At 53.8% G+C, this 24,745-nt stretch carries 22 protein-coding genes; 9 read left to right on the plus strand and 13 right to left on the minus strand.

The window, feature by feature from the left end:
- Positions 1-51: 51 nt before the first annotated feature.
- Both htpX and ACI7MX_RS17415 read right to left on the minus strand, forming a co-directional pair.
- Positions 52-939, minus strand: coding sequence for a protease HtpX (gene htpX, locus ACI7MX_RS17410; RefSeq protein ID WP_153377037.1), 888 nt, complete (start codon positions 937-939; stop codon positions 52-54).
- Positions 940-1,252: 313 nt separating this feature from the next.
- On the minus strand, positions 1,253-2,464 hold the full coding sequence (locus ACI7MX_RS17415; RefSeq protein ID WP_153377038.1) for a pyridoxal phosphate-dependent aminotransferase: 1,212 nt from the start codon (positions 2,462-2,464) through the stop codon (positions 1,253-1,255).
- 222 nt (positions 2,465-2,686) lie between these two features.
- On the opposite strand from ACI7MX_RS17415, the gene msrB reads away from it, so the two are divergent.
- Positions 2,687-3,082, plus strand: a complete 396-nt coding sequence (gene msrB, locus ACI7MX_RS17420; protein ID WP_314488630.1) for a peptide-methionine (R)-S-oxide reductase MsrB — start codon at positions 2,687-2,689, stop codon at positions 3,080-3,082.
- A 23-nt stretch (positions 3,083-3,105) separates the two neighbouring features.
- A complete protein-coding gene (locus tag ACI7MX_RS17425; RefSeq protein ID WP_314488627.1) occupies positions 3,106-3,597 on the plus strand; it encodes a glutathione peroxidase in 492 nt (163 codons plus the stop codon).
- Between the two features lie 46 nt (positions 3,598-3,643).
- Here the strand turns inward: ACI7MX_RS17425 and ACI7MX_RS17430 are convergent, their stop codons facing one another.
- Entirely contained in the window at positions 3,644-5,959 is a 2,316-nt protein-coding gene (locus ACI7MX_RS17430) for a response regulator (RefSeq protein ID WP_405591065.1), read from the minus strand.
- A 167-nt stretch (positions 5,960-6,126) separates the two neighbouring features.
- Here ACI7MX_RS17430 and ACI7MX_RS17435 point away from each other — a divergent pair, with 167 nt between their 5' ends.
- On the plus strand, positions 6,127-7,017 hold the full coding sequence (locus ACI7MX_RS17435) for an ATP-binding protein (RefSeq protein ID WP_314488620.1): 891 nt from the start codon (positions 6,127-6,129) through the stop codon (positions 7,015-7,017).
- Complete coding sequence (locus tag ACI7MX_RS17440) at positions 7,014-7,496, plus strand: GAF domain-containing protein (RefSeq protein WP_314488618.1); 483 nt, start codon at positions 7,014-7,016, stop codon at positions 7,494-7,496. The genes ACI7MX_RS17435 and ACI7MX_RS17440 overlap by 4 nt, the downstream gene beginning before the upstream one ends.
- Before the next feature lie 12 nt (positions 7,497-7,508).
- Here the strand turns inward: ACI7MX_RS17440 and ACI7MX_RS17445 are convergent, their stop codons facing one another.
- From ACI7MX_RS17445 to ACI7MX_RS17480, 8 genes are all read right to left on the minus strand, one after another.
- Positions 7,509-10,457 carry an HD domain-containing phosphohydrolase gene (locus ACI7MX_RS17445; protein WP_405591070.1) on the minus strand — a complete coding sequence of 983 codons (2,949 nt, stop codon included), beginning with the start codon at positions 10,455-10,457 and terminating at the stop codon, positions 7,509-7,511.
- 109 nt (positions 10,458-10,566) lie between these two features.
- A complete protein-coding gene (locus ACI7MX_RS17450; protein ID WP_314488611.1) occupies positions 10,567-14,181 on the minus strand; it encodes a transporter substrate-binding domain-containing protein in 3,615 nt (1,204 codons plus the stop codon).
- Positions 14,182-14,189: 8 nt separating this feature from the next.
- Positions 14,190-14,816, minus strand: coding sequence for a response regulator transcription factor (locus ACI7MX_RS17455; protein WP_314488608.1), 627 nt, complete (start codon positions 14,814-14,816; stop codon positions 14,190-14,192).
- Between the two features lie 358 nt (positions 14,817-15,174).
- A complete protein-coding gene (locus ACI7MX_RS17460; protein WP_314488605.1) occupies positions 15,175-16,506 on the minus strand; it encodes a deoxyguanosinetriphosphate triphosphohydrolase in 1,332 nt (443 codons plus the stop codon).
- A 101-nt stretch (positions 16,507-16,607) separates the two neighbouring features.
- Positions 16,608-16,946, minus strand: coding sequence for a hypothetical protein (locus ACI7MX_RS17465; RefSeq protein WP_314488602.1), 339 nt, complete (start codon positions 16,944-16,946; stop codon positions 16,608-16,610).
- The gene (locus ACI7MX_RS17470) at positions 16,943-17,320 is read right to left on the minus strand and encodes a phage holin family protein (protein ID WP_314488599.1); all 378 of its coding nucleotides are present in this window, start codon (positions 17,318-17,320) and stop codon (positions 16,943-16,945) included. The genes ACI7MX_RS17465 and ACI7MX_RS17470 overlap by 4 nt, the downstream gene beginning before the upstream one ends.
- 1 nt (position 17,321) lies before the next feature.
- Positions 17,322-17,636, minus strand: coding sequence for a YqjD family protein (locus tag ACI7MX_RS17475; protein WP_314488596.1), 315 nt, complete (start codon positions 17,634-17,636; stop codon positions 17,322-17,324).
- Between the two features lie 151 nt (positions 17,637-17,787).
- The gene (locus ACI7MX_RS17480; RefSeq protein ID WP_405591076.1) at positions 17,788-19,524 is read right to left on the minus strand and encodes a cation:proton antiporter; all 1,737 of its coding nucleotides are present in this window, start codon (positions 19,522-19,524) and stop codon (positions 17,788-17,790) included.
- Positions 19,525-19,728: 204 nt separating this feature from the next.
- Between ACI7MX_RS17480 and ACI7MX_RS17485 the strand changes: the two genes are divergently transcribed.
- Together ACI7MX_RS17485 and ACI7MX_RS17490 are read left to right on the plus strand one after the other, a co-directional pair.
- A complete protein-coding gene (locus ACI7MX_RS17485) occupies positions 19,729-19,965 on the plus strand; it encodes a glutaredoxin family protein (protein WP_405591131.1) in 237 nt (78 codons plus the stop codon).
- Between the two features lie 55 nt (positions 19,966-20,020).
- Positions 20,021-20,911 (plus strand): pseudouridine synthase, encoded by an 891-nt coding sequence (locus ACI7MX_RS17490; protein ID WP_405591079.1) that lies wholly within the window; start codon positions 20,021-20,023, stop codon positions 20,909-20,911.
- A 52-nt stretch (positions 20,912-20,963) separates the two neighbouring features.
- On the opposite strand, the gene ACI7MX_RS17495 is transcribed toward ACI7MX_RS17490, so the two are convergent.
- Complete coding sequence (locus ACI7MX_RS17495; RefSeq protein WP_314488590.1) at positions 20,964-21,185, minus strand: YgdI/YgdR family lipoprotein; 222 nt, start codon at positions 21,183-21,185, stop codon at positions 20,964-20,966.
- A 104-nt stretch (positions 21,186-21,289) separates the two neighbouring features.
- The gene (gene mobA / locus ACI7MX_RS17500) at positions 21,290-21,859 is read right to left on the minus strand and encodes a molybdenum cofactor guanylyltransferase MobA (protein ID WP_405591082.1); all 570 of its coding nucleotides are present in this window, start codon (positions 21,857-21,859) and stop codon (positions 21,290-21,292) included.
- A gap of 81 nt (positions 21,860-21,940) precedes the next feature.
- On the opposite strand from mobA, the gene moaB reads away from it, so the two are divergent.
- The 3 genes from moaB to yegS all read left to right on the plus strand — a co-directional run bounded on the left by moaB (position 21,941) and on the right by yegS (position 24,726).
- Entirely contained in the window at positions 21,941-22,480 is a 540-nt protein-coding gene (moaB, locus tag ACI7MX_RS17505; protein ID WP_314488587.1) for a molybdenum cofactor biosynthesis protein B, read from the plus strand.
- Between the two features lie 22 nt (positions 22,481-22,502).
- Entirely contained in the window at positions 22,503-23,690 is a 1,188-nt protein-coding gene (glp, locus tag ACI7MX_RS17510) for a gephyrin-like molybdotransferase Glp (RefSeq protein WP_405591086.1), read from the plus strand.
- A 97-nt stretch (positions 23,691-23,787) separates the two neighbouring features.
- Positions 23,788-24,726: a lipid kinase YegS gene (gene yegS / locus ACI7MX_RS17515; protein WP_405591089.1), complete on the plus strand. Its 939-nt coding sequence runs from the start codon at positions 23,788-23,790 to the stop codon at positions 24,724-24,726.
- Positions 24,727-24,745: the final 19 nt, after the last annotated feature.

Raw genomic sequence — 24,745 nt, forward strand, 5'->3', positions numbered from 1 at the left:
AAGGGTGACCAGCGTCACCCTTTTTTCTTTGCACAGCGTTTGCCGGGAGTCTTAACCGCGGCGACGCAGCGCGTCGATACGTTCTTCAAGTGGCGGATGGCTCATGAACATCCGCGCCAGGCCTTGCTTGAGACCACCATTGATACCAAATGCAGCCATTGTGTCCGGCATGTGCACGGGCAAGCCCTGTTCGGAGCGCAGGCGCTGCAGGGCACTGATCATGGCGGTTGTCCCCGCCAACTGAGCACCGGCTTCGTCAGCACGGAATTCACGTTTGCGTGAAAACCACATCACGATGGCGCTGGCGAGGAAGCCCAGTACCAGTTCGGCGAAGATGGTCGCTACGTAGTAAGCAATCCCGCGGCCTTCATCATTCTTGAACACGACTTTGTCGACAAAGTTGCCGATGATGCGGGCGAAAAACATCACGAAGGTGTTCACCACGCCCTGAATCAGCGCCAGTGTCACCATATCGCCGTTGGCGACGTGACCAATTTCATGGGCCAGAACGGCTTTTACTTCATCGGGCGAAAAACGCTCCAGCAGACCCTGGCTCACCGCGACCAGCGCGTCGTTTTTGTTCCAGCCGGTGGCAAAGGCGTTCGCCTCATAGGCTGGGAAAATACCCACTTCGGGCATCTTGATTCCAGCTTCTCGCGAGAGCTGCTCAACCGTCTGTATCAGCCATTGTTCATGGCGGGTACGTGGTTGAGTAATCACTTGGGTGCTGGTGCTCATCTTCGCCATCCATTTGGATATGAAGAGTGAGAACAAAGAACCAGCAAAACCAAAGACGGCACAGAATATCAATAGCTGACTGAGGTTCAGATCAACCCCGTTGGCCGCCATGAACCCGTCAAAGCCGAACAGGCTCAAGGTAATGCTGGCAATCAGCACGACCGCCAGGTTAGTGGCCAAAAACAGCAGAATGCGCATCATGGTTGTAAGAATCTCCTCGTCTTAAAGGTGTTGCCGCATGCGGGTATATAAGGTGCTGCCACAGGCTATTCAACCGAGCGACTATTTCAAACTGTGTCCTACAAATGAATTCTAGTCACACGCAAGAAATTTCCTAATAAAGAGATGGGCTTTTTTGCTGCGGATTTTCACGCCATAGCCAATAAAACCGGGGTTTCACGGTTTTAAAAAATTTCCAGGCCGTCAATTTGCGGGGGTATAGGAATGAAATGAAGAATATTTAATTGGACACATGCTGTGCGATTTTTCTGTCATCGCACAGCACAGGGTGAAATTACTGACGGTAGTTTTTAAGAAAGTTGCCGATTCGACCGATTGCCATGTCCAATTCATCTACACGTGGCAATGTCACCACGCGGAAGTGATCCGGCCAAGGCCAGTTGAACGCGGTGCCTTGAACCACCAGTAATTTTTCCGAAAGCAGCAAGTCCAGAACGAACTTTTCATCGTTGAGGATCGGGCAGACTTTAGGATCGATACGTGGGAAGGCATAGAGTGCGCCCATTGGTTTTACACAGCTGACCCCCGGGATGTCGTTCAACAGTTCCCATGTGCGATTACGCTGCTCCAACAGGCGACCGTTAGGCAGCACCAGATCATTAATGCTCTGATAGCCACCGAGTGCGGTTTGAATGGCATGTTGGCTGGGTACGTTTGCGCACAGACGCATATTGGCCAGCATGTCGATGCCTTCAATGTAACTTTGGGCATTATGCTTGGGGCCGGAGATGGCGATCCAGCCGGAGCGGAAACCTGCCACCCGGTATGACTTGGACAGGCCATTGAAGGTCAGGCACAACACATCGGGCGCCAATGAAGCGGTGCAGATGTGCACCGCGTCGTCGTAAAGAATCTTGTCGTAAATCTCGTCCGAGAACACCACCAGATTGTGCTGGCGTGCCAGTTCGAGCATGCCCAGCAGCACTTCCTTGGAATACACCGCCCCCGTCGGGTTATTGGGGTTGATGATGACCATCGCCTTGGTATTGGGGGTGATCTTGGCCTTGATGTCTGCCAGATCGGGCCACCAATTGGCCTGTTCGTCGCACAGGTAGTGCACAGGATGGCCGCCGGCCAGTGTGACGGCGGCGGTCCACAGTGGGTAGTCCGGTGCTGGCACCAGCACTTCGTCGCCATTGTTGAGCAGTGCTTGCAGCGACATCACGATCAGCTCGGACACACCGTTACCCAGGTAAACGTCTTCGATACCGACGCCTTCAACCTGTTTTTGCTGGTAGTACTGCATGACGGCCTTGCGCGCGCTGAAGAGGCCTTTTGAGTCACTGTAGCCTTGCGCCGTTGGCAAATTGCGGATCACGTCCTGGAGGATTTCATCCGGCGCTTCAAAACCAAAGGGCGCCGGGTTGCCGATATTCAGCTTGAGGATGCGATGACCTTCCTCTTCCAGTCGTTTGGCGTGCTTTAGCACTGGGCCGCGAATGTCATAACAGACGTTGGCGAGCTTGTTTGATTTGCTGACCTGCATGGCGATGTGATCCCGAAAATGAACGATCCAGACCGTGTGAGTACCACAGCCCTGGGAAATTCTGCGTTTTCACGCAGTGGCAAACACCGCCTTGCTTCAAGAATCCGTTTGTATGCAGATAGAGCGGGTGCCAGACTGGCGCATAACGAGGCGCAATCATACGTGCCACCCGATCCCTGGAAAAGCCACTGGTCGGGCTTTTTCAGTTGCAGAGGCAGAACCATGGAAAAGTTAATTAAAACCCAAGAAGAATGGAAGGCGATGCTTGATCCTGAGCAATACAACGTATGCCGCCTCAAAGGCACCGAGCGGCCTTTCTCGGGCAAATACAACGCGACTAAAACCGATGGGGTTTACCACTGTATTTGCTGCAATGAACCGCTATTTGATTCCAGCACCAAGTTTGATTCCGGCTGTGGCTGGCCGAGCTTTTACGCACCCATTGGTGACAATGCGATGGTCGAGATTCGTGATGTCAGCCATGGCATGGTCCGAACCGAGGTGGTCTGTGCGAAGTGTGATGCACACCTGGGCCATGTATTTCCAGACGGCCCGCCACCTACCGGGCTGCGTTACTGCATCAACTCGGTGTGCCTGAACCTGGTTCCCCGCCCCTGATAGTCCGCCTGTGAGGCTGCACCATGACTGACACTCTGTTCACGATTCCCTGCATCACACTGGGCGGCGAGCAAAAGACTCTGGCAGACTTTGCTGGCAAAGCGGTATTGGTGGTTAACACCGCCAGCAAATGTGGCTTCACGCCTCAGTACAAAGGCCTTGAGAAACTCTGGGAGGCCTATAAAGACCAAGGGCTGGTGATTCTTGGCTTTCCGTGTAATCAATTCGGTAAGCAAGAGCCGGGGGATGAGGCGGCAATATCCGAGTTTTGTGAATTGAATTTTGGCGTGACCTTTCCATTATTCAAGAAGGTGGAAGTCAACGGCCAGCATGCGCATCCACTGTTCATTGAGCTCAAAAAACGGGCTCCCGGAGTCTTGGGCTCTAAAGGGATCAAGTGGAACTTCACCAAGTTTCTGATTGAGCCTGACGGACGCGTAAAGCGCTTCGCCCCGGCGACCAAGCCCGAAGCGCTCAAAGCGGACATTGAAGCGCTGCTTGATAAAAGCCGCTAGCGAGCCCCTGCTGGAGATAACGGTACCAATGGCTGGCGTCACAGTGCTATGCCTTGGGAGGCACCCATGTATCCAGCAGGGCCGCCAGTTCTTCTCGCCTGAACGGTTTGGCCAGGTAATCGTTCATACCTGCGGAACGGCAGCGCTCCCGCTCCTCTGGCATGGCATTGGCAGTCAAGGCAACAATCGGCAGCTCTGACCAACGACTGCTCTGGCGAATTTGTCGGCTGGCCTCATAGCCATCCATAACCGGCATGTTGCAATCCATTAACACCAAATCAAATGAGTCGCCTTCGAGCAGGCTTAATGCTTCGCCTCCATGGCTGGCTATGACGACATCGCAGCCCAGCTTACTGAGCATCCCTTTAGCGACTAACTGGTTCACAGGATTGTCTTCTACCAGCAATATGCGAGCACGATGTTTGCTGGGTGAATTGCTAAGTTGCACACTGAGGTTGTCGCCGCCGCCCTTATGCAACAGATGCTGCAAGGCTTGATAAAGAGCGTGGCGTGACAAAGGTCGGGCTTTCTGCAGCAGCGGTGCCAGTGCATTGACCTGATCACCGGGCATAAAATTGCCATAGGCTGTGACCAGCAGAATAGGTGCCGTAATGGCTGGCCGGATGCCAAGCAAGCATTCAGGGCAGTCGGTGATCAACAGATTCAGGTCGATGCCCACCAATGAAGTGTCGAGGTTGTGGCGGCTATATTCCAGACCCCATAGTGGCAAATAGCTTTTTAGCAGTTCATTGAGGCCACTCCCCTCAGCACTGACAGCAATGACCTTCCCTGATAACGGAGGGGGACTGATCGCCGGAGTATGGCCGGGCAATGGCAATTCTGCGCAAAATTGGCTACCGAAACCAATTTCAGAACTGATAGTCAGGCGCCCCTTCATGACTTCGCACAGGCTGCGGGTGAGCGCCAATCCCAGTCCTGTACCGCCATACTGACGATTTATACCCACCCCGGCCTGTGTGAATGGGCTGAAGATACGTATTTGCGCTTCTTGTGCAATACCGATACCGGTATCGCACACCTGGATACTGACTTTATCGTCATGGGCGCTCAACCGCACATCGACACGCCCGAAGCGAGTGAACTTCAGTGCGTTGGATAATAGATTGCTGACAATTTGTCGTACCCGTGTCGGGTCACCCATTACTAATGTCGGGAAGTGCGGGTCGATCAAACAGGTCAGTTCAACGCTGGGGGCGGCATTTTGCGACAGCAGATTGGCCGTGTCTTCAACCAGCGTTCCCAGATCGAATGCAATATGTTCAAGCTCCAACTGCCCGGCGTCGAATTTCGACAGGTCGAGAATGTCATTGAGAAGTTCGACCAGTACTTTGCCTGAGTCATGGGCAATCGAAAGCTGCTGGTGTTGCTCAGCGTTCAGCGGGCTGTCCAGGCACAATGCCAGCATGCCCAGAAGTCCATTCAGAGGGGTGCGTATCTCGTGACTCATCGTGGCGAGGAACGCGGAGCGGGCCTGAGCCATTTTCAACGCGGTACTGCGTGCGGCTTCCAGCTCTTCATTGGATTGGCTGAGGCGCGTATTGATCGCTTCGAGTTCCTGGGTACGCGCCTTGACCATGTCTTCGAGTTGGGACAAATATTCATTCAGGCGATTTTCTGCGTTGCGCCGCTGCTCTATCTCCCTCGCAACTGCGTCAAATTGCTGATTGGCTGCGTTGACCAAAACACCTATTTCATCGTCTTCGTGTCGGGGTGGGCACTGAATGCGCGGTTGTTGCGGGTCTCCTGGTTTACTGCTGCTGAGTGCGCGAATGACCCGCACCAGTGGCTGCGTGAGCATGAAGTAGAACAGCCCCAGAAGAATGAACGTCAGCAACAAACTGCGGGCAAAACCGTTGAGTAATGTAATTTCGGCACGGTGCAGGAATCGGCTTCCAAAAGGGAATGTATCCACCTCAAGGTGCAACTCACCGACGCTGAGTTCGGGTAAGTGATTGAAATAAAGTCTGTCGTCAAAGCTGCGCATGGAGCCAAACAAAAAATCGCTGAGCGCCCGGAAGCGGCCGTTTTCAGGTTGCTCCTGAACGGCGGCGAGGACATTTTTATCGTTGTCGCTGATTGTTGCGCCTGTGATGGCCGGTGAACGCAGCAGACCCATTACCAGTTCTTGTGCTAGTTCTGAGTCCAGGTTGTAAGCAATTCGCGACGCCGGGTTATGGCTGATATCTAAAAGGGATTGGATTTCACGATTGATGGCGGCGTTTTCACTGGCATAATCGATACCTATTTGCACCACGCTCAGTATGGTGCCCAGAATGAAGCCGACCAGCACTGTCAACCTAGCCTGTTTGTACGACAGGCGATGGGTGAGTTTTATGTCCATGGGTGCTGCACCTGATTCCATTCCCTTTGGCGGGCAAGAGTAATCGATATGCCGCTTGAGCCGCATCAATTTCAGGCCTGGCGGATTTATCGTGTGTACCGCCTTGTGGGCGGGGACCGAACGCTTAATTTAATGCGCCATCATGTGTATCAGTCTGAGGAGATAGTGTGGAGTCTAAACTTGAGGCTTTTTTAGAGCGGGCTGAATCAGTTCTGGCGCGTCTTGAACCTTTACTGCCAGCGCATCGAGAGCCGATACAGTGGGGAAATTGTCTGGCTGCCCGCTGGCAACGTGAAGGTCGCTCGGGTTACTTGATGCCACTTCAAGTCAGCCTTGAGATGCGTCTTACTGACCTGATCGGTGTCGATAGCCAGCGTGATCAGTTGGGGCGCAATACTAAACAATTTCTCGAGGGGCTGCCGGCCAACCATGCTTTGCTGTGGGGCTCGCGCGGTACCGGAAAATCGTCACTCATTCGCGCGCTGCTTGCCGAGTACGCCCCGGCTGGCCTGCGTTTGATCGAAATTGAACGTGACCATCTGGCGGACCTCCCGCGAGTTGTCGAACAGTTGCAAGGTTTGTCACAACGCTTTGTTTTATTTTGTGATGACTTGTCATTTGAATCTGGTGAAGGTGATTACCGGGTTCTGAAAAGTGTGCTCGATGGATCGCTTGAACAAGCGCCCGACAATGTTTTGCTCTATGCGACTTCAAACCGTCGGCATTTGGTTCCCGAAAAAGAAAGTGACAACGAGAACTGGAAGAACGTAGAGGGCGAGCTTCACCCTAATGAAGCGGTTGAAGACAAGATTGCACTGTCTGACCGATTTGGCCTTTGGCTATCGTTTTACCCCTTTACTCAGGATCACTTTCTGAGTGTGGTCGAGCACTGGATTGACGTGCTGGCCAGTAAGGCTGGTTTGCAATGGCAGCGCGATGCAGCGTTGGATATTTTAGCTGTGCGCTGGGCGACAGGGCGCGGCAACCGCAACGGGCGCTGTGCCTATCAGTTCGCGCGTTACTGGGTTGGATTGAAATTGTTGGAGCAAGCGAAATGATTGATTTGAACGCCACAGGCGCTGGCCTGGACGGTTACACATTGTTGACGGCCCAGTTGGAGTCCTTGTTGGCGGATGAGCGGGATTTTATTGCCAACGCCGCCCAGTTCTCGGCTTTTCTGTACCACCAGATTGATGACCTGAATTGGGCCGGGTTTTACCTGAATCGCAATGAGGAACTGGTATTAGGGCCTTTCCAAGGGCAGATCGCCTGTGTGCGAATTCCGTTCGGGCGGGGGGTGTGTGGCGCGGCAGCAGCGAGCAAGCAAACCCAGCGGGTCGAAGATGTACATGCGTTCGCTGGGCATATTGCCTGCGACAGCGCCTCAAACAGTGAATTGGTGGTGCCGTTGATTAAAGACGGGCGTCTTATTGGCGTACTTGACCTGGACAGCCCAAGCATTGGTCGCTTCAGCGAACAGGATCAGCAGGGTATTGAAGCCCTTGCCGCGATTTTCTTGCGTCTAACCGATTGCTGATCATGGCTTAGTTTAAAGCCCGGCTTTGAGCAGTAGTGCTTCGAGATCGACGCTGTCGATTTGATGTGGCTCAAGAAACTGCCGGGCGTAGTGCATGTAAATCTGTTCGCGTAAAAACAGCTCAAACAGTTGCGCATCAATATGGGCATCACGGCACATGCCCGTCATGATCTTCAGCGCCTCGCTCAATGTTTTTCCGCGTTTGTACGGGCGATCCGAAGCTGTCAATGCTTCGAAAATATCAGCAATGGCCATCATTCGCGCCGCCAGGCTCATTTCCTCTCGCTTCAACCGTTTTGGATAACCGCTGCCATCCATCTTTTCATGGTGACCGCCTGCAATTTCCGCAATATTCCCAAGGTAGCCGGGGAAGGGCAGGTGGCTGAGCATCAAAATGGTTTGCACGATGTGGTTGTTGATGATGTAGCGTTCTTCAGGGGTCAACGTACCGCGGGTGATGCTCAGGTTATACAACTCACCCCGATTGAACTTGAATGCCGGTACGTCGAGCTTGAAGCCTGAAGGATTATCGGGGTTGATAATTTCAGTCTCGGGTCTTAAAAAAAGGTGTTCGGGTTTGTCGTCCAGTAACCACTCGGTGACGGGAAGGCTCTGCTCCTCGCGGCCTTCTTGACGTTTGTTCTCTTCCCAGGAAACACCCAGCCGGTCATCCAGCGTCCGCGTCCAGGTGTATTTGGCAATGGTGCTTAAGCGCTGAAGGTCTGCTTCAGCCATGGCTTCGCCGCCCAAATTGCAGCGTGCTACAAACGCAAAATCATCATCCAGTTGCGACAGTCGAGTATCACGCTGCAAGGTTAAATGCTGATCGTCACCCCCCAACGCCCGCCCTTGCCAATAGTCGATCCAGGCGTCACGTTTAAGCACTTCGAAACGTGTGCGGATTTCATGAATGCGGTCATAAAGGGTTTCAAGTTTAGTGGCCTTGTCGACCACATATTCAGGCGTGGTGACCTTGCCGCAGTCATGCATCCAGGCAGCGATGTGCAACGCTTCCCACTCTTCATCTGTGGGGTTGTACTGAGCAAATTCAGGTAGCTGGCTCGCAGCCGCTGCTTCGGCCAACATAAATGTGAGTACTGGCACTCTTTGGCAATGCCCCGCAGTGTAGGGGCTTTTGGCATCGATGGCCCCTGCCAGCAGTTTGATAAAAGCGTTGAGCAACTGTTTTTGTCGATCCTGCAGGCGCTGACTTTCAATCGCTACTGCGGCGGCTCCGGAAACGGCCTCGATAAAGGCAATGCGGTCAGATCGCAGGTGCTCCTGATCAGCAGCGGTGCCCGTATTAGTGAGTAGCAGCACCAGCACCCCGACGGTTTCGCCGTGGCGGTTGTGCAGACGAATACCAATGAGATGCACGCTCTGACTGTCGAGAATCTGCATCACCGGTTTTAACTCGGTGGCCTGCTCGACGGTGAAGGTGCGCACAACACTGTCATTGCCATCGCATAGCACGCGTAGCCATTCGGGGGGAGCGTCGTCCTGAAGGTTGATGACGCTCGTTGCGAGGGCGTCCACGGTCTGGGGCTGATCGTTAACGATCAATCCCTTCAACACCAACTGCGTACCCTCGTTCTCCATGAGATAGATCAAGCCTGCCTGGGCTTGAGCGATCTTGATGGTTTCAACCAGAACTGACTGCAAAAGGGGTTCAAAGCGAGTGTGTGCTGACAAGCTTGCGGTGATTTCAAAAAAACTCGAGAGGGTCTCTTTCATCCGGCGCATGGACATTTCAAGTTGATCAATTTCCAGCACCGGTGAGTGGTGTTTGATCGGGTAATTGAAGTCGAAGCGGCGAATGGCATCTGCTTCCTCCACCAGGGTTTTCAGGGGCTTGACCATCAAGCGCGAGGTCAGCCAACCCAAAGGCAAACACAGCAGCAATATCGCCAACGTCATGAGCATACCTTCCCAGCGAATCTGGTAAACGTCGGCCAGAAGTTCGTCCTCAGGCACCATTAGAGCCAGTTTCAGGGCATTTGAGTCTTTGTCATTGATAGTGGTTTGAGAGGTTATCCATTGGCGATCGCCGTCACTGAGGCGTTGTTGCTTGTCTGTGCCGTGCTGAGTCAACAATTTCAACGCAGGGTTCAAGGTGGCGATTTCAGGTAGTTGTGTAGCCTGTGTATTGGTTAAAAACTGCTCTGAATCCGGGTAAGCCACGACCCGGCCATCGCCATCGAACAGGACGATTTGCGTATTGGGCGTTACCCGATGTCGAGCGAGCGTCTCGGACAGTTGCGAAAGGCTCAGGTCGGCGCCGATCACTGCTTTTGCCGTGCTGCGTTGTGACAGCGTGGTGCCAGCTTCCTGAGTGGAAAAAAACAGGTAAGGATCGGTTGTCGTGTGGTCGAGGCTGGCACGTGCCGGAATAAACCAGCTTCGCTGCCTCGGGTCGTAAGTCTGATTAGGCTCGTTACGTTCTTCCAAAAGTGTCAGCGACTCATCAAAGAAAAGTTTTTTTGATTCCACCCGGTTGGGGTCCATAAACCTTTTGAGGGTCCACACGCTGTAAGCCGACTGTGGGGGGGCATTCAGACGGGCCTTGATCGCCTGATTGCGCAAGGGCCTGACCAGGAAGAAGTTTCCTTGGTTATCACCGATAAACAGTGCCGAAAGTCTGGGGTTATCTTGCAGAGCCTGCGCAAACGGCTGCAACAGTCCCATCCTGTCTTCGAATGAGTCGGTGATGGCATTCGGGTTGAGTGCCAGCAGGTTTAACGCATGCCGGATGGGTTGATAGGTGTTAAGCACATCCTGCTGTACATCCTGAGCAATCTGGTTGAACTGTTTTTGGCTGCTATCAAGAATGATGCGAGTGGTTTGCGAATAGTTGAACACCGCCAAGGCAATGCCAATTAATAACAGCAATAGTGTGAACACCGCGCTGATATGCACGTGAAGCGGGAATTGACGCTTTTTTAGAGAGGCCGTAAAGGACATGACTGAGTCTGCATGGATGGGGGAGCAGCAGTAAGCCTAAGCATAGTGAAAAAGGGCCAATCTGCCGGAATATCAGCCATGCACACCTCAAAGCTGCCCCTCGTCGGTTTCAGCCTCCCTTCGACAGTTCATTCACCATTGCTTGTTCCAATGACTCCATGGCGCGCTGCATGGCGGTGCGGCACGCCGGCAGTGTTGCGGGGCTGGCTTGCTCAAGGGCTTCACACTGTTTAATAAGGTCGTGGGCGCCGACAATTCGCGCTGCACCCTTAATTCGGTGGGCCAGATTATTAAAAGGTTCCGGATCTTCAGTGAGTGGCAGCTCCAGAAGCGATTGCAGGTCATCCCGGTTGCTGCGCAACAACTCCTCCAGCAAACGCTTAATCCTCGACTCGTCACGCCCTGACAGTGCGTAAAGGCTTTCGATATTGATAATCTCGGACTTCTGATAGGGAGGATCAATTGCATTTAAACGCTGGCTCAACAGCGTCAAGCTGATGGGTTTGAACAAGCAGTCATTCATGCCGGATTTCTTGCAGCGAAGGCGCTCTTCAGGCTGAGCATTGGCGGTGAAGCCTAATATGGTGCAGGGGGGGCGTTGCAAGGTCTGTTCATGCTGGCGTATCGCTCGCGTTAGATCGTAACCATTCATCACGGGCATGTTGCAGTCTGCAATGACCAGATCGAAGGTGCCTTCTTTCCAGGTTTCCAGTCCGGCAGCGCCGTTTTGCTCTGTGGTAAATCGATGGCCTAAAAAGCCCAACTGCTGGCACATCAACAATCGATTGGCTGGATGATCATCAACCACCAGAACATTCAACTGGCGCGTGCCGGGTGAGATGTCTGGCTCTTGCGTGACGGTATTCAGGCAAGGTGCCAACGTGGGGGCTTTGAGCGTGATGTGAATGTGGGTGCCTATTGAGGGCTCACTGGTTAAACCCAGCGTACCGCCCATCATTTCACACAGGCTGCGGCAAATGACCAGGCCCAGACCTGCGCCGTTGAGTGCAAGCTGGCCGCTGTTTTCGACTTGTGCAAAGGGTTCAAACAAACGCTTCTGATCTTGCTGGCTGATCCCAATGCCCGTGTCTTTAACGCTCAATCGAATCTCGACCTGTTCCGGGCTCTCTGTCGCCAGCATGTTGAGCTCCAGTGTGACCTGACCGCGCTCGGTAAACTTGATGGCGTTACTGATCAAATTGGTCAGGATCTGCTTGAAACGAAGCGGGTCGATCAATACATCCGGAGCTATACCTTCGGGTTTGAAAATAAGTATCAACCCCAGAGACTTCTGACGTGCAAGACCATCAAATACCCGAATGACCGAATTGGCCAACTCTCGCAGGTTAACGCGTTCGGGGGTCAGATTCATGCGACCTGATTCGATGCGGGCGATATCGAGAATGTCGCCAATCAACTCCAGCAGATCTTTGGCTGAATTGTAGGCAACCTCGATTGAGGGTCGATCGAGGTGCCCCTGATCAGCGCGTTTCAAGGTGAGTTCCAGCATGCCTATGACTGCATTCATCGGCGTGCGTATTTCATGGCTCATGGTTGCGAGGAATGTACTTTTTGCACGATTGGCGTCATCGGCCAGTTCTTTGGCAGCACGCAATTCATCGAGGAGCTGGCGCCGGTCGCTGATGTCAATCCAGCCACCGATGATGCCCTGAACTTCACCCAGCGAATTACGATACGGAAGTATCCAGTGATAAATGGTCAGGGTGGTATCGCCAATATGCAGGGGGCGATCAATGACCAGAGGCAAGCCTTCGCGCATCACTCTCAGGTAATCAGCCTGGTAGTCTTGGGCTTCGTGAACATTGTTCAGCATGCTTTGAGTTTGCATGACTGTTTTGCCAATGACGTCTTCACGCCTGGCTGAAAAAGCTTTCAAGTAGCTGTCGTTGCAGGTTTGCAGAATTCCATCGCGATCACGGACATAGATTGGATGCGGTGTGCCGTCGACAAGAGCACGCATGAACTCGTACTGATCGTTGAGGGCTCGTTCGGCCGTTCTGCGTTGTTGAATCTGGCGCCGCATATAGGCGTTCCAGATCAATGACAGCACCAATAACAGGCTGGTACCCATAATGATCTGGTAGATCAGGCGGTGGTAGTTACGCCAGTAACTGTCTGACGCTGGCACGTATCCGCGCCAGCGACTGTTGATAATGCCCAGTTCATCCGGGGCGATACTTAACAGTGCTTTATTGAGAATAGAGCTCAACTCCGTGGCATCACGGGCGGTAGCCAGTGAAAACGTAGCGGGTTGGGTTCCAAGGGACGCGCTGATCTGTAAGCGGTCCTGGAACACTTGGGAAGACAATAGGTAATTAGCCAGTACGAGAGTATTGACTGCCCCTTGTACCTTGCCTTCGGCCAGCAATTCCGTGGCTTGATAGATGTCGTCAGTTTCGACCAGCGTAATCTTCGGGTGCTCGGTGCGCAGATACTCTGTCAGAGGGTTTCCCTGTGTCAGTGCAAGCCGTTTGCCTGATAATTGTTCAAGGCTTGAGGGTTGTTCATGGCCCTTTGCTGTGAGCAGGACAAACGAATTTTCCAGATAGGGCCGACTGAAGCTCAGTGCGCCTTCACGGGACATTGACGGGCTGATGGCGGAGATGATGTCTGTTTCGTGTTTATTGATCATCTCAATCATCGTGGCAAGACTACGCGCCCGCTGGATTTCAAAGCGTAGGCCGGTGCGCAGGCGAATGAGTTCGAGCAAGTCGGCAGTGATGCCCCTGAAATTGCCGTCCGCATCAAAAAAAGTCAGTGGAGCCATGGTTTCATTGACCACCACTTTGACCGTGGGGTGCTGAGTGATCCAGCGCTCTTCGCGATCGGTCAGCTGGAGTTTTTGGTCGGTCAGCAAGATGTCGCTACCGGCACTCCAGCGCTTGGCAATGCTCACTCGCTCGCTGTTAGGCACCGCCCTGAGTGTGGCGTTGATAATGTCGAGCAATTGGGTGTTGTTACGCCTTACGGCAAAGCTGAAGCCATAGGTTTCCTGCTTGCCGAAATTAGCCATTTTGATGTTCTTCAAATAGCCCTTGTTGATCATGTAGTGAGTGGACACCGTGTCCCCCATAAACACATCAGCCTGGTCAAAAGCCACTGCATTGATTGCGTTTTGAGCAGACGGGTAAGACTGGATGATCGCTTTAGGATAGAGGGCCTTCACCTCTTCCAGGGGAAGGTAGTGGTAAACCATGCTCAGACGCAGACCCTCGAGCCCCTCGGAGAGAGAGCGAGTTTCGCCCTCGCGAGTCACCAGAACGGGTTGATCAATGGCATAGGGCGTGGAGAGCAGCAGTTGCGGATGAGCCGCTTCGAAACCGTTGGAAGTGCCCAGTAAATCGATTTTGCCTTCCTCCAGGGCTTTGATTGCAGCGTCTCTGGTCGCAAAACGCTGCACTTTGATGGACACATTGAGGGCGGTGGCCAAGAGGCCAGCGTAGTCGGCAGTCAAACCTTCGTAGTCCTGACCGCTGGCGGTCATGTCAAACGGTGGGTAGTCCGAGGATGATGTGCCCACAACGATTTGGCGCTTTTCCTGCAACCAGTTACGTTGTTGTTTATCCAGAGCAACGCCTATGTGGTAGGTGCCCGAGCGGCTGAGCAGCGAATAGCTTTCTATTTGGGACTGCTCGGCGAACACGGATGTACACAGAATTAATCCTGCGAGCAGCGACAGATATTTCATTAACCGCGTGGGCATCCTGGTTCTCACACTAAAGCGTTGCGTTTAGCCAGTTCGATAAGGTCTACCAAGGAATTGGCTCTTAATTTTTGCATGAGCCGTTTTTTATAAGTGCTCACGGTTTTATTACTGAGGAACATGCCGGTGGCAATTTCCTTGTTTGTTTTACCTTGTGCAAACAGCTTTAGCACCATGAGTTCACGGTCATTGACTTGTTTAAATAATTCAATTTCGGAAAGTGTGTCGCCTTCGTTCTTCTCGGGACACAGTGCCTGACTGGGAAAGTAATTGTACCCAGAAAATACAGCCTTGATCGCACTGACAAGTTCACTTAAGTCTTCTTGTTTACACACATACCCCGCAGCGCCGGATTGCATGCAGCGCATTGCAAATAACGCAGGCGACTGAGCGGTCAGGACCAGCGTTTTCAGGGTCGAATTCATCGCGCTGAAGCGTGCAAGCACTTCCAGGCCATCGAGTTTTGGAATGCTGATATCAAGAATGATCAGGTCAGGCACGCATTCTCGGATCATTTGCATGGCATCTACGCCGTTGTCGGTTTCTCCGACTATTTCATAACCTTCATGCTCTAACAACATACGTATGGCTAATCGGATTACCGGGTGGTCGTCAACAATAAATACGGTGCTCATATTAATTTCCCATAAAGTACTGCATAGAAAGGGCGCACCTTAGCTCAGTTACTCGAACGGGGGCACGAAACGAGTAGCCTACGAATGTAGTATGGGAATATTCCTACATTAAATAAGGCGCAAGCTCACACTTTGTATGAGGATGTAAGGTTGTTTAATAGTGTCCAGCTCATTTGTTAAACAAGATGAGTACAATGATTTGATTGTCTGGAGAGTGTTTGGTCATGTTGTTTATTTTCGAGTGGCCATGTTTAGCCGGACTATTTGAGTCTTGAGGGCTAAATCGTAAGCTGCAGGCGGTTAGATTCGGTTTTACGAGGGTGCAGATGCCCGCCCTCCTGCTAAAGGGCGGGTCTAGTCAGTCAGGGCTGGAGCGCCCGGTCATTTCTCTGGCCATTTGTGTGGCATAGCTGTCGGTCATACCTGCAATAAAGTCGATGATTCGCATAAACGATCGATGCAATGGCCACTTCGCGTCAGGGGCGTTACTTCCCAGCAAGTCGAGGATGCGGCGATTTTTGAATGACGGAGTCCGCCCGCCATGTTGCTCAAGTGCCGCCCCACAAAACGCATTCAACAAAATTTCCAGGGTGGTGTAGGCGCCGATTTCGTGAAGGGTTTTACGTTTGTCCTGAAAAATTTTCACCCGTGCCATATTTTTGGCATCCAGTACGCACCGCTGTGCTGCGCCGTGCATATGTTCGACCAAATCCCCCTGTAAGGTGCCCATCAGCAAAGCATCCTGCTGCTCCACAAAGGCCAGGGCGGCCGCATTGGTGAGGTGTTCAATGGCTTTTCCGCGCAAAATCGCCAGCTTGCGCCGTTGCGAGTCTGAGGGGCCGAGCAATCGATATGTTTCAGGCAGATCGTCGCCCACCAGCCCCAGCAACAATGACTCCACTTCACGGTACTCAAGCAGGTCCATCTCAAGGCCGTCTTCAAGGTCAATGAGGGCGTAGCAGATGTCGTCGGCAGCCTCCATCAGGTACACCAGTGGATGCCGCGCCCAGCGCTCATCTTCTATTTGTGGCAAGCCCAGTTTGTGGGCAATGCTTTCGAGCAAGTGCAGTTCGCTTTGGTAGCATCCGAACTTGTGCTTCTTGTACCCCAGCGAGTCAGCATGACGTGCGGTCCAGGGGTACTTGAGAAAAGTACCCAAGGTTGCATGGGTGAGGCGGGTGCCTCCGTCAAACTGGTGGTACTCAAGCTGTGTAAGCACTCTAAAGCCTTGTGCATTCCCTTCAAAGCTCAAGAAATCATTACGTTCGGCATCGCTCATGTCATCCAGCCAGCCGCGATCTGCAGCCTGTTGGAACCAGTTGCGGATGGCATCTTCGCCGGAGTGACCAAAGGGCGGGTTACCAATGTCATGAGCCAGGCAAGCCGATTGCACCACCATGCCCAGATCAGCCGGGTCGCACCATTCGGGCAGGGCGTCACGGATCGTCTCGCCCACGCGCATACCCAATGAGCGTCCGACACAACTGACTTCCAGTGAGTGGGTAAGGCGGGTATGGATATGGTCGTTACTGTTGACAGGATGGACTTGTGTTTTGCGCCCTAAACGGCGGAAAGCACCCGAAAATATGATTCGGTCATGGTCTTTATGAAAAGGACTGCGGCCGAGCTCTTCGGGGCTGTGATGGGGTTTTGCCAGGCGTTCGCGGTTAAGCAGGGTTTGCCAATCCAAGGCGCTGTGCTCCGTCAATGACTGATGACGCAGCTTATCGCTTCACGGCAAAGATATGTAGCCGCTGGCGAAGACTCACTCAGCGGCCACACACGGCGATATCAAGGCTTGCGCGTAGCCTGAATCACCATCTTGATCAACGGTATCAAGCCCGTGGTCAGGCCTATCAGACGCGATGTGCCACTGGTGTTTTTACTTTTGGCGCCTCTGCCGGTCAGAAACCCGAGCAGGGTGACAATCCCGACACCCCAAAGTGGGCCGTGCTTGAGGCTCAGGTTTTGCTTCCAGTGACTGGTCATCCCGCGCATTTTTTGCAGCGGTTCCATTAACTGTTGAGATTCATGGCGAATTTCCTGGCGATGCATTTCCATGCGCAGGCGAATCAACAATTTGCGCATTTCCCGGCGAGAAGCGTTTTGCGGCATTTCAGGCTGGCTCATGGCATCAATCGCTCGCGGTCTTTGGCCAACTCTTCGAGCGTGGCATTGAAAGGAGAGGACTCATCGAACACCGCTGCCTTGAGGCGTATGCCACAGAAGACGGTCGCCAACGCATAAAAAATACACAGCCCGATAATGGCGGCCAACCGGTGATCGTCCCAGAAAACGATAAGCACCAGCGTAGACAGCCCGACCAACAGAAGCAGAGCAAATACTAACGCCAGTCCTGCAAACAGGAGCAGGCTGACGGTGCGCGCTTTCTGCTCCTGCAACTCAATGCCCAGCAGCTCGACATGGCTGTGTAACAGACCCAGAAACGCGGCACCCAGGCGCCGCGGTGAGGAACGGGGGGAGCCGGAATCTTCGTTTGTCATATCAGCGCCGAGTTGCCAGCAGACCAATCAAAAAGCCAACGCCCGCGGCGATACCGACGGACTGCCAAGGGTTTGCCTGCACGTAGTCTTCAGTGGCCACAACAGCTGCCTGGCTGCGCTCTTGCAAGTTGTCTTTGGTATCAGCCAGCGTTTCACGGGCCTTGACCAATCGGTCCTTAAGCTGGGCGCGCAACTCCTCAGCCTGATCACCGGCAAGTGTCTTGGTGTGCTCCAGCAAGCGTTCAGTGTCGATGACCAGTGCTTGAAAGTCAGCTGCCAGTATTTGTTGAGCATTCTTTGCTGTTATGCGGGCCATGTTTAACTCCGTGAGTGGCTTATGAATGGTTCGAGTGTAGGCATTAGCTGAAGGTTCACTGCAATTCTCTTAGCCATAGCGATAGGAAAGCTTCTGGATAGTACTGAAGCAAACTTTTTCAAGCTTGGCCTAGGCAAAACCTTACCTTAGATTATTCATTTTCGTGGGGGAAAACTGTTGTTTCACGCGGATCTGATGTTTCGAAGCATCCTTCCAACAAGTGATAGCGGTCATGACGGACTTGATCTACGCGTTTCTGCACGGCTTTTTCAGGTAGCCCCAGCATGATCAACGCATGGGATGCGAGCATCAGGCTGGACTCCAGTAGTTCAGGTACAACTTCTGTAGCGCCGGCCACTTTAAGCTCGGTGAGCAGGCTGTCGTCGCGTGTTCTGACCAGAACAGGTACTTCCAGGGTGATTAAACGGGCTATCTCCAACACGCTCATGGCCACCTCGGTGTTGTCCACCGCGATCACCAGCAGGCGCGCACGGTCAAGGCCGACGGCGCGCAGCAAATCAGCCCTGCGCGCATCGCCGTAGTGCACGTTGTTAGCACCTTTGGCAGCTTCCTGGATCTGGTCGGGATCATAGTCCAAAGCAACAAACTCAAAATGCTCACTGCTCAAAAAACGTCCAATAGACTGACCGACACGTCCGTAACCGCACAGCACCACGTGCCCGTGCAGTTCGGCGCTTTGGGCCGCAATCTCCTCCAGTTCTATTGCTTCATTGGATTTACGGTGCAGGCTGGCCGCAATTTTCGGCGCCGCGCGCAGCAGTAAAGGTGTTAGCAGCATTGAGCAGAATGTGGCCGCCAGCAGATGAGCGGCAATGTCGGGAGGGATAAGGTTGCTGAGCTGCATTTGCGACATGAGCGCGAAACAGAATTCACCGCCTTGGGCCAGCGCAAGCCCACTGCGCCATGCGGTTTCACCGTCGCGGCCACGCAGCTTGAGGATAATGCCGACCACGCCACCTTTAATCAGCATTAACGCCAGGGTGAGGCCCAGAATTTCAAAGCCGTGGTGAAGGAACAGTTGCAAGTCAATCAGCATACCGATGCTGACGAAAAAAAGGCCCAGCAGGATATCGCGGAAGGGTCGTATGTCCGCCTCAATCTGGTGCCGATAGTGGCTTTCGCCCAGCAACATACCGGCCAGAAATGCCCCCAGTGCAGGTGATAGACCCAACAGATGGGTGAGCCAGGCGGTCAACAGTACGATGACCAAGGCCAGCAGCACGAACAACTCAGCTGAGCGGGATGCCGCTACTTCGTGGAAGAGACGGGGCAAAATATAGCGGCTGGCCAGCAGTAAACCGACGAACAGAATGACGGTCTTTCCCAAGGTAACCGGGAGTGCCCAATACCACGCCTGATCGCTACTGCCGGCAAATACCGGAACCAGTGTGAGCAGCAGTACAGCGACTACGTCTTGAAACAGCAGCACTCCTATGGCGTTTTGGCCGTGCGTGCTGAAGATTTCGCCCAGACTGGTGAGCTCTTTACTAACGATGGCGGTAGACGATAAAGAGAGCCCTGCGGCGAGCATGAATGCAATGTTGGCGCTCATTCCGAAGGCATACAACAAACTCCCCAGAACCGCGGTAGTGGCCAAGACTTGAAGTGTGCCTAAGCCAAACACCACGTGGCGCAACTTGATCATCTTGGGCAGGGAGAATTCAAGACCCAGCGAGAACAGCAAAAAAACCACGCCTAGCTCGGCCAGATCAGGGAGGTTTGGACTTTCATGTATCCAGTCCAGAGCGGTCGGGCCAATCATTAAACCGACACACAAGTACCCCAGCACGGGTGGCAGTTTCAGGCGCCGAAATAATGCGATCACAACCAGCGAAGACGCCAGGATGATGAGTAAATTGGCAAACATGAAATCTTCCTTGTCAGTTCGAAAAAACAGCTGCGAGCATCCAGCACCCCAGACAGACCGACGCTGATGTGGATCAAGCGTAGTCGTCACACACACAATTGGGTGAATGTATTAGGGCTTTTCAGTCAAAAATGATGAGGCGCGGATAACTCGACGAGAGGGGGCATGGCGCCTAAAATGAACATTTTATGTGAGCCAGTCATCATGACATCCGAATGTCAGTTGTTCGGCACCGTGGGCTGCCATCTGTGCGAACTGGCCGAAGTACTTTTGATGCCTTTGGTCGAGCATGGGCTGATGGTCGAGCTGGTGGATATTGCCGACAGCGAAGCCTTGTTTGAAACTTACGGGTTGCGAATTCCAGTCCTGCGTCGAGTCGATACGGGAGAGGAGCTGGAATGGCCGTTTGAGAGTGAGCAGGTGGTGAGTTTTCTTCTATAGAGATTCTTTTTTTGCGCGATAATCCTGTGCTCGCCTTAACCGCTTTGAGTTGTCTATGTCGAACCCGCCTTTCAACCCCGCTGAGCACCAAGCCAGCACGTTGTACCTGCCTCCCGGAACATGGCCGACGGTGCTCGACTGTTTGTGTGCGCACTTTCGAGCCATCAGCCGGGAGCAGTGGCTTGACCGCATTGCCCGTGGTCGGGTACTCGATGCCGGCGGTGCACCTATAAGCCCGTTCCTCGCCTACAAGGAAGGCCTGCGCATTCACTACTTTCGTGAAGTGCCTAACGAAACGCCTATTCCCGTTCAGGAAGCGATTTTGTATGCCAACGAGCATCTGGTAGTGGCAGACAAGCCGCACTTTTTGCCCGTGACCCCAGCCGGTGAATACGTTGAACAGACGCTGTTGCGCCGTTTGATCCGCACGCTGGATAACCCACATCTGGTGCCGCTGCACCGTATCGATCGGCATACCGCCGGGTTGGTGTTGTTTTCCGCTAACCCGGACAGTCGTTCGGCGTACCAGTCGTTATTCCCGACGCGAAAAATCGAGAAACGCTACGAGGCGATTGCCAGGGCCTTACCTGATCTTGAATTGCCGCGTGTGCATAAAAGTCGACTGGTTGAGGGCGAGCCCTTTTTCCGCATGCGTGAAGGCGAGGGCGTCAGTAATACTGAAACGCTTGTGGATGTGTGCGAGAAGAACGGCGATTTGTGGCGTTATGCACTTTACCCGGTCACTGGCAAAAAGCATCAATTGCGTGTGCATATGGCGGCGCTGGGCGCGGGGATATGCAACGATCCGTTCTATCCCGAGGTACTCAATGATGCTTTGGATGACTATGCCAATCCGCTAAAGCTGCTGGCGCAGAGTCTACGCTTTGCCGATCCGCTGACAGGGCAAGAACGCTTTTTTGAAAGCCGTATTCGTCTGGATTGGTAGTGGTATAAGCGAAACAACCCGCGCGAGGCGGGTTGTTGTGAGAACCTGAAACTTACAGTTCTTTAACGGTACGAACCTGGTCTTTGTTGATGCGGGTTTCTTTACCGTCCAGTTGTTTGAACTGGTAGAAGCCAGAATCTTCGTCGAACTTAGGTGTATCCACCGCTTGAATCTCACGGCCGTCGTTGAGCGTGATCACGGTTGGCGAAGCGCAGCCAGCAAGGGCGGCCAGACCAGCAGCGAGCATAAGGGCGGCGAGCGAACGATGAGTCATGGTGTATCTCCAACGAATGAAAGTGCTTTAAAGAGTAACTGTCCCTGAGACGTATACAACGTCTGCAAGTTCCTTGGCTAGTGTGACAAGTTCCGCGTGCGCGGTTAACCGAGCAAGTCAGGGGTATTGAAATTAGTCAGTCGAGGATCATTGTCTGCGCATTGCAAGGCACGTGCATTGAGCTGGAGCATGATTTTGCGAGGGCTGCGCTCTCCTGCCCGCCAGGCCTGTTCAAAAGCTGCTGTCAGTGCCTTGGGGATGACGCAGAGCAACGGTTCCCAGTGCTCGCCATGACGCACCATGACAGGATTCTCTGGAGACTGAAGAGCCACTTCCAGCAAGGCACCCAATAGCGAAGCGTCTATATGAGGTACATCGCACGGCAATACCAGCAGGTGCGAATGCCGAGCTGCCGCCAAACCGGCCCGGATGCCCGCCAGCGGCCCGTCAAAGTCTTGGTTACCATCATTGACCAACTGATCGGCATAGCGTGCGTAGTGTTCATGATTGCGGTTGCACGAAATGATCAAGTCATCGGTCAATGACCGGGCTGCACGTTGGGCATAAGCTATCAGTGGCTGCCCGCGCCATATCACCAGCCCTTTGTCCTGCCCGCCCATGCGCTGGCCACGGCCACCTGCCAGCAGCAAAATGGAACATTTAATCTGACTCATGGGGGTGATCTCCGCGCAACCAGGCAAAATAAGCGCTGTGATATAACACCGGGCTGTTTCCCCTACAACTGGACCTCGTCTATGAAAGCCAAGGTTGATACACCTTTAGTACCTTTAAATATCGCGGTTCTTACAGTCAGTGATACCCGTACCCTTGAAACCGATACATCGGGCCAGGTGTTTGTCGATCGCCTGAGTGAGGCGGGTCATCGGCTGTCTGCGCGGGTATTGCTCAAGGATGATCTCTATAAAATTCGTGCCCAAGTCGCGACCTGGATCGCCGCTGATGACGTTCAGGTAGTGTTGATTACCGGTGGCACTGGCTTCACGGCCCGAGACAGCACGCCGGAAGCCGTGACATGCCTGTTGGACAAACAGGTCGACGGCTTTGGTGAGTTGTTCCGCCAGATCTCGGTGGCCGATATTGGCACCTCGACCGTGCAGTCCCGCGCATTGGCCGGCTTGGCTAACGGGACGCTGGTGTGTTGCCTGCCGGGATCGACCAATGCAGTACGCACAGGTTGGGACGGCATATTGGCTGAACAACTGGATTCGCGTCACCGGCCCTGCAATTTTGTCGCGCACTTGAAGCAGGCACCGGCCTGCGAAAGCCGTGGATAAGCCGGGTCATAACGGCCTCCTGATGCCCGTTGAAGAGGCGCTTGCGCGGCTCTTGGCGTTGGCCGACGCCACCCCTGTCAGAGATAGCGAGTCGGTGGTAATAGCCGAGAGCGAAGGCCGGGTATTAGCCAATAATCTGGTGTCGACATTGGATTTGCCGCCGTGGCCTAACAGCGCCATGGACGGTTATGCGCTTGATTTAGCTGATTGGACGGGCGAGCCGCTGCCGGTCAGCCAGCGTATTTTTGCAGGTCAGGCTCCGGTGCCATTAGAGGCTGGTACCTGTGCCCGGATCTTCACTGGGGCGCCTGTGCCCGCGGGGGCTAACTGTGTCGAAATGCAGGAAAACGCTCACGTGCAGGCCGATGGCCGGATTGTGATCACCGAGCCTTTACAGGTGGGCCAGAACATTCGTCCTCAAGGGCAGGAAACCACGGTTGGTGAAATCGTGCTCTCGGCCGGGACACGCTTGGGCCCAATTGAACAAGGGCTGGCTGCCTCGTTGGGTTGCGCCACCCTGGAAGTCATTCGTCGGGTAAAAGTGGCGGTGCTGTCGACTGGCGATGAGCTGGTCGAGCCGGGCCAACCTTTGGGGCCGGGACAAATCTATAACAGCAATCGTGTGTTGCTGTGCAGTTGGCTCACGCGTTTAGGCTGTGAGGTGGTGGATGCGGGAATCCTGCCTGATGACTTGCCCGCCACCCGTCAACGTCTGACAGAGTTGGGCGCCGTGGACCTGATTTTGTCCACGGGCGGGGTGTCAGTGGGCGAGGCAGACTTCCTCGGTATTGCCCTGCGCGAAGAGGGCGAACTGTCCCTCTGGAAACTGGCCATCAAACCCGGAAAACCGCTGACCTGCGGGTATTTTCGCGGCGTGCCCGTCATAGGCTTGCCTGGCAATCCGGCGTCAACACTCGTGACTTTCGCTCTATTGGCCCGCCCCTATCTGTTGCGTCGACAGGGCGTTCAAGCAGTCGAGCCGTTGAAATTTCAGGTACCCGCCGGTTTCGTCTGGGCTAAACCGGGTAACCGTCGCGAATACCTGCGCGGTCGTTTGGAGCAAGGGCGTGCCGTGATCTATAAAAATCAGAGCTCAGGCGTGTTGCGCAGCGCCGCGTGGGCTGAAGGGCTGGTGGAAGTGCTTGAAGGCCACACGCTGTCTGAAGGCGATTGGGTCGGATTTATTCCTTTGAGTGAAGTGCTGGGATGAAGCTGTCCCTGTCCAGTCGATAAATAACTCAGATGGGTTGGGTCTTTTCGATTTGGCTGTTGTCCAAAAACCTGACCGATTTTGTTGAGGGATAAGCATGAGTGCGGCGAAGGCTTTTTTGATTTTGCATGGTAAGCAGGCGCTCAACGAAGACGTGCGGGCTGCGGTTGAGCAGCGCCGTGCGCAAGGCTGGGAGCTGGCGGTGCGGCTGACATGGGAAGGCGGAGACGCCCAGCGTCTGGTGCACGAAGCGTTGGATGCGGGCTATACCCATGTGATTGCCGGCGGTGGAGATGGCACGTTGCGGGAGGTATGCGAAGCCATGGCGCAGGCAGATACAGAGGCCAGTCTGGTGTTATTGCCGCTGGGGACTGCCAATGATTTTGCGCGGGCCGCCGGGGTTCCACTGGCGTCTGACGAGGCTTTGGCGCTGCTGGACGCTCCGGCCCATGCCATTGATCTGGGCGAGGTGGATGGCCAGGTCTTTTTGAATATGGCAACAGGTGGCTTTGGCAGCCAGGTCACTGCCAATACCTCCGAAGACCTGAAGAAAGTCTTGGGCGGTGCCGCGTATCTATTTACCGGATTGTCTCGTTTCAGTGAGTTGCATGCCGCTTACGCCGAATTGGTAGGGCCGGATTTTCACTGGAAAGGAGAATTGCTGGCGCTGGGGATCGGCAATGGCCGACAGGCGGGCGGAGGTCAAGCGTTATGCCCTGATGCGCTGGCTGACGATGGTTTGCTCGACATCAGCATCTTGCCCGCGCCCCAGGAAGTGGTCGGAACACTGAAGAATTTGATGGCGGGTGGTTGGGGCCTGGATAACCTGTTTGTCCGGGAGCGATTGCCTTGGGTTGAGATCAAGACCAGCGAAGGCCTGTCCATTAACCTTGATGGTGAACCTATGGAAGGCGATTCGCTGCGTTTTTCTGTTCGCAAGGGGGCATTGAAGATCCATTTGCCTCATGATTCGCCCGTGTTAAGTCCGTCAAACCATAAAGCTATCTCCCCGCCAGCCGATAACCCTGAGCATTAAGTCCCCACGCTCAGGAGTC

It is taken from the genome of Pseudomonas sp. 2024-210, from assembly GCF_045062345.1.
Lineage (GTDB): Bacteria > Pseudomonadota > Gammaproteobacteria > Pseudomonadales > Pseudomonadaceae > Aquipseudomonas.

Excerpts from the sequence above, each read along its gene's own strand:
- ACI7MX_RS17480 (WP_405591076.1), bottom strand. The coding sequence starts at position 19,524 with ATGTTTGCCAATTTACTCATCATCCTGGCGTCTTCGCTGGTTGTGATC.
- yegS (WP_405591089.1), top strand. The coding sequence starts at position 23,788 with ATGAGTGCGGCGAAGGCTTTTTTGATTTTGCATGGTAAGCAGGCGCTC.
- ACI7MX_RS17450 (WP_314488611.1), bottom strand. The coding sequence starts at position 14,181 with ATGCCCACGCGGTTAATGAAATATCTGTCGCTGCTCGCAGGATTAATT.
- htpX (WP_153377037.1), bottom strand. The coding sequence starts at position 939 with ATGATGCGCATTCTGCTGTTTTTGGCCACTAACCTGGCGGTCGTGCTG.
- ACI7MX_RS17440 (WP_314488618.1), top strand. The coding sequence starts at position 7,014 with ATGATTGATTTGAACGCCACAGGCGCTGGCCTGGACGGTTACACATTG.
- ACI7MX_RS17470 (WP_314488599.1), bottom strand. The coding sequence starts at position 17,320 with ATGACAAACGAAGATTCCGGCTCCCCCCGTTCCTCACCGCGGCGCCTG.
- ACI7MX_RS17465 (WP_314488602.1), bottom strand. The coding sequence starts at position 16,946 with ATGAGCCAGCCTGAAATGCCGCAAAACGCTTCTCGCCGGGAAATGCGC.
- ACI7MX_RS17430 (WP_405591065.1), bottom strand. The coding sequence starts at position 5,959 with ATGGACATAAAACTCACCCATCGCCTGTCGTACAAACAGGCTAGGTTG.
- mobA (WP_405591082.1), bottom strand. The coding sequence starts at position 21,859 with ATGAGTCAGATTAAATGTTCCATTTTGCTGCTGGCAGGTGGCCGTGGC.
- ACI7MX_RS17455 (WP_314488608.1), bottom strand. The coding sequence starts at position 14,816 with ATGAGCACCGTATTTATTGTTGACGACCACCCGGTAATCCGATTAGCC.
- ACI7MX_RS17415 (WP_153377038.1), bottom strand. The coding sequence starts at position 2,464 with ATGCAGGTCAGCAAATCAAACAAGCTCGCCAACGTCTGTTATGACATT.
- moaB (WP_314488587.1), top strand. The coding sequence starts at position 21,941 with ATGAAAGCCAAGGTTGATACACCTTTAGTACCTTTAAATATCGCGGTT.
- ACI7MX_RS17445 (WP_405591070.1), bottom strand. The coding sequence starts at position 10,457 with ATGTCCTTTACGGCCTCTCTAAAAAAGCGTCAATTCCCGCTTCACGTG.
- glp (WP_405591086.1), top strand. The coding sequence starts at position 22,503 with ATGCCCGTTGAAGAGGCGCTTGCGCGGCTCTTGGCGTTGGCCGACGCC.
- ACI7MX_RS17485 (WP_405591131.1), top strand. The coding sequence starts at position 19,729 with ATGACATCCGAATGTCAGTTGTTCGGCACCGTGGGCTGCCATCTGTGC.
- ACI7MX_RS17425 (WP_314488627.1), top strand. The coding sequence starts at position 3,106 with ATGACTGACACTCTGTTCACGATTCCCTGCATCACACTGGGCGGCGAG.
- msrB (WP_314488630.1), top strand. The coding sequence starts at position 2,687 with ATGGAAAAGTTAATTAAAACCCAAGAAGAATGGAAGGCGATGCTTGAT.
- ACI7MX_RS17475 (WP_314488596.1), bottom strand. The coding sequence starts at position 17,636 with ATGGCCCGCATAACAGCAAAGAATGCTCAACAAATACTGGCAGCTGAC.
- ACI7MX_RS17495 (WP_314488590.1), bottom strand. The coding sequence starts at position 21,185 with ATGACTCATCGTTCGCTCGCCGCCCTTATGCTCGCTGCTGGTCTGGCC.
- ACI7MX_RS17490 (WP_405591079.1), top strand. The coding sequence starts at position 20,021 with ATGTCGAACCCGCCTTTCAACCCCGCTGAGCACCAAGCCAGCACGTTG.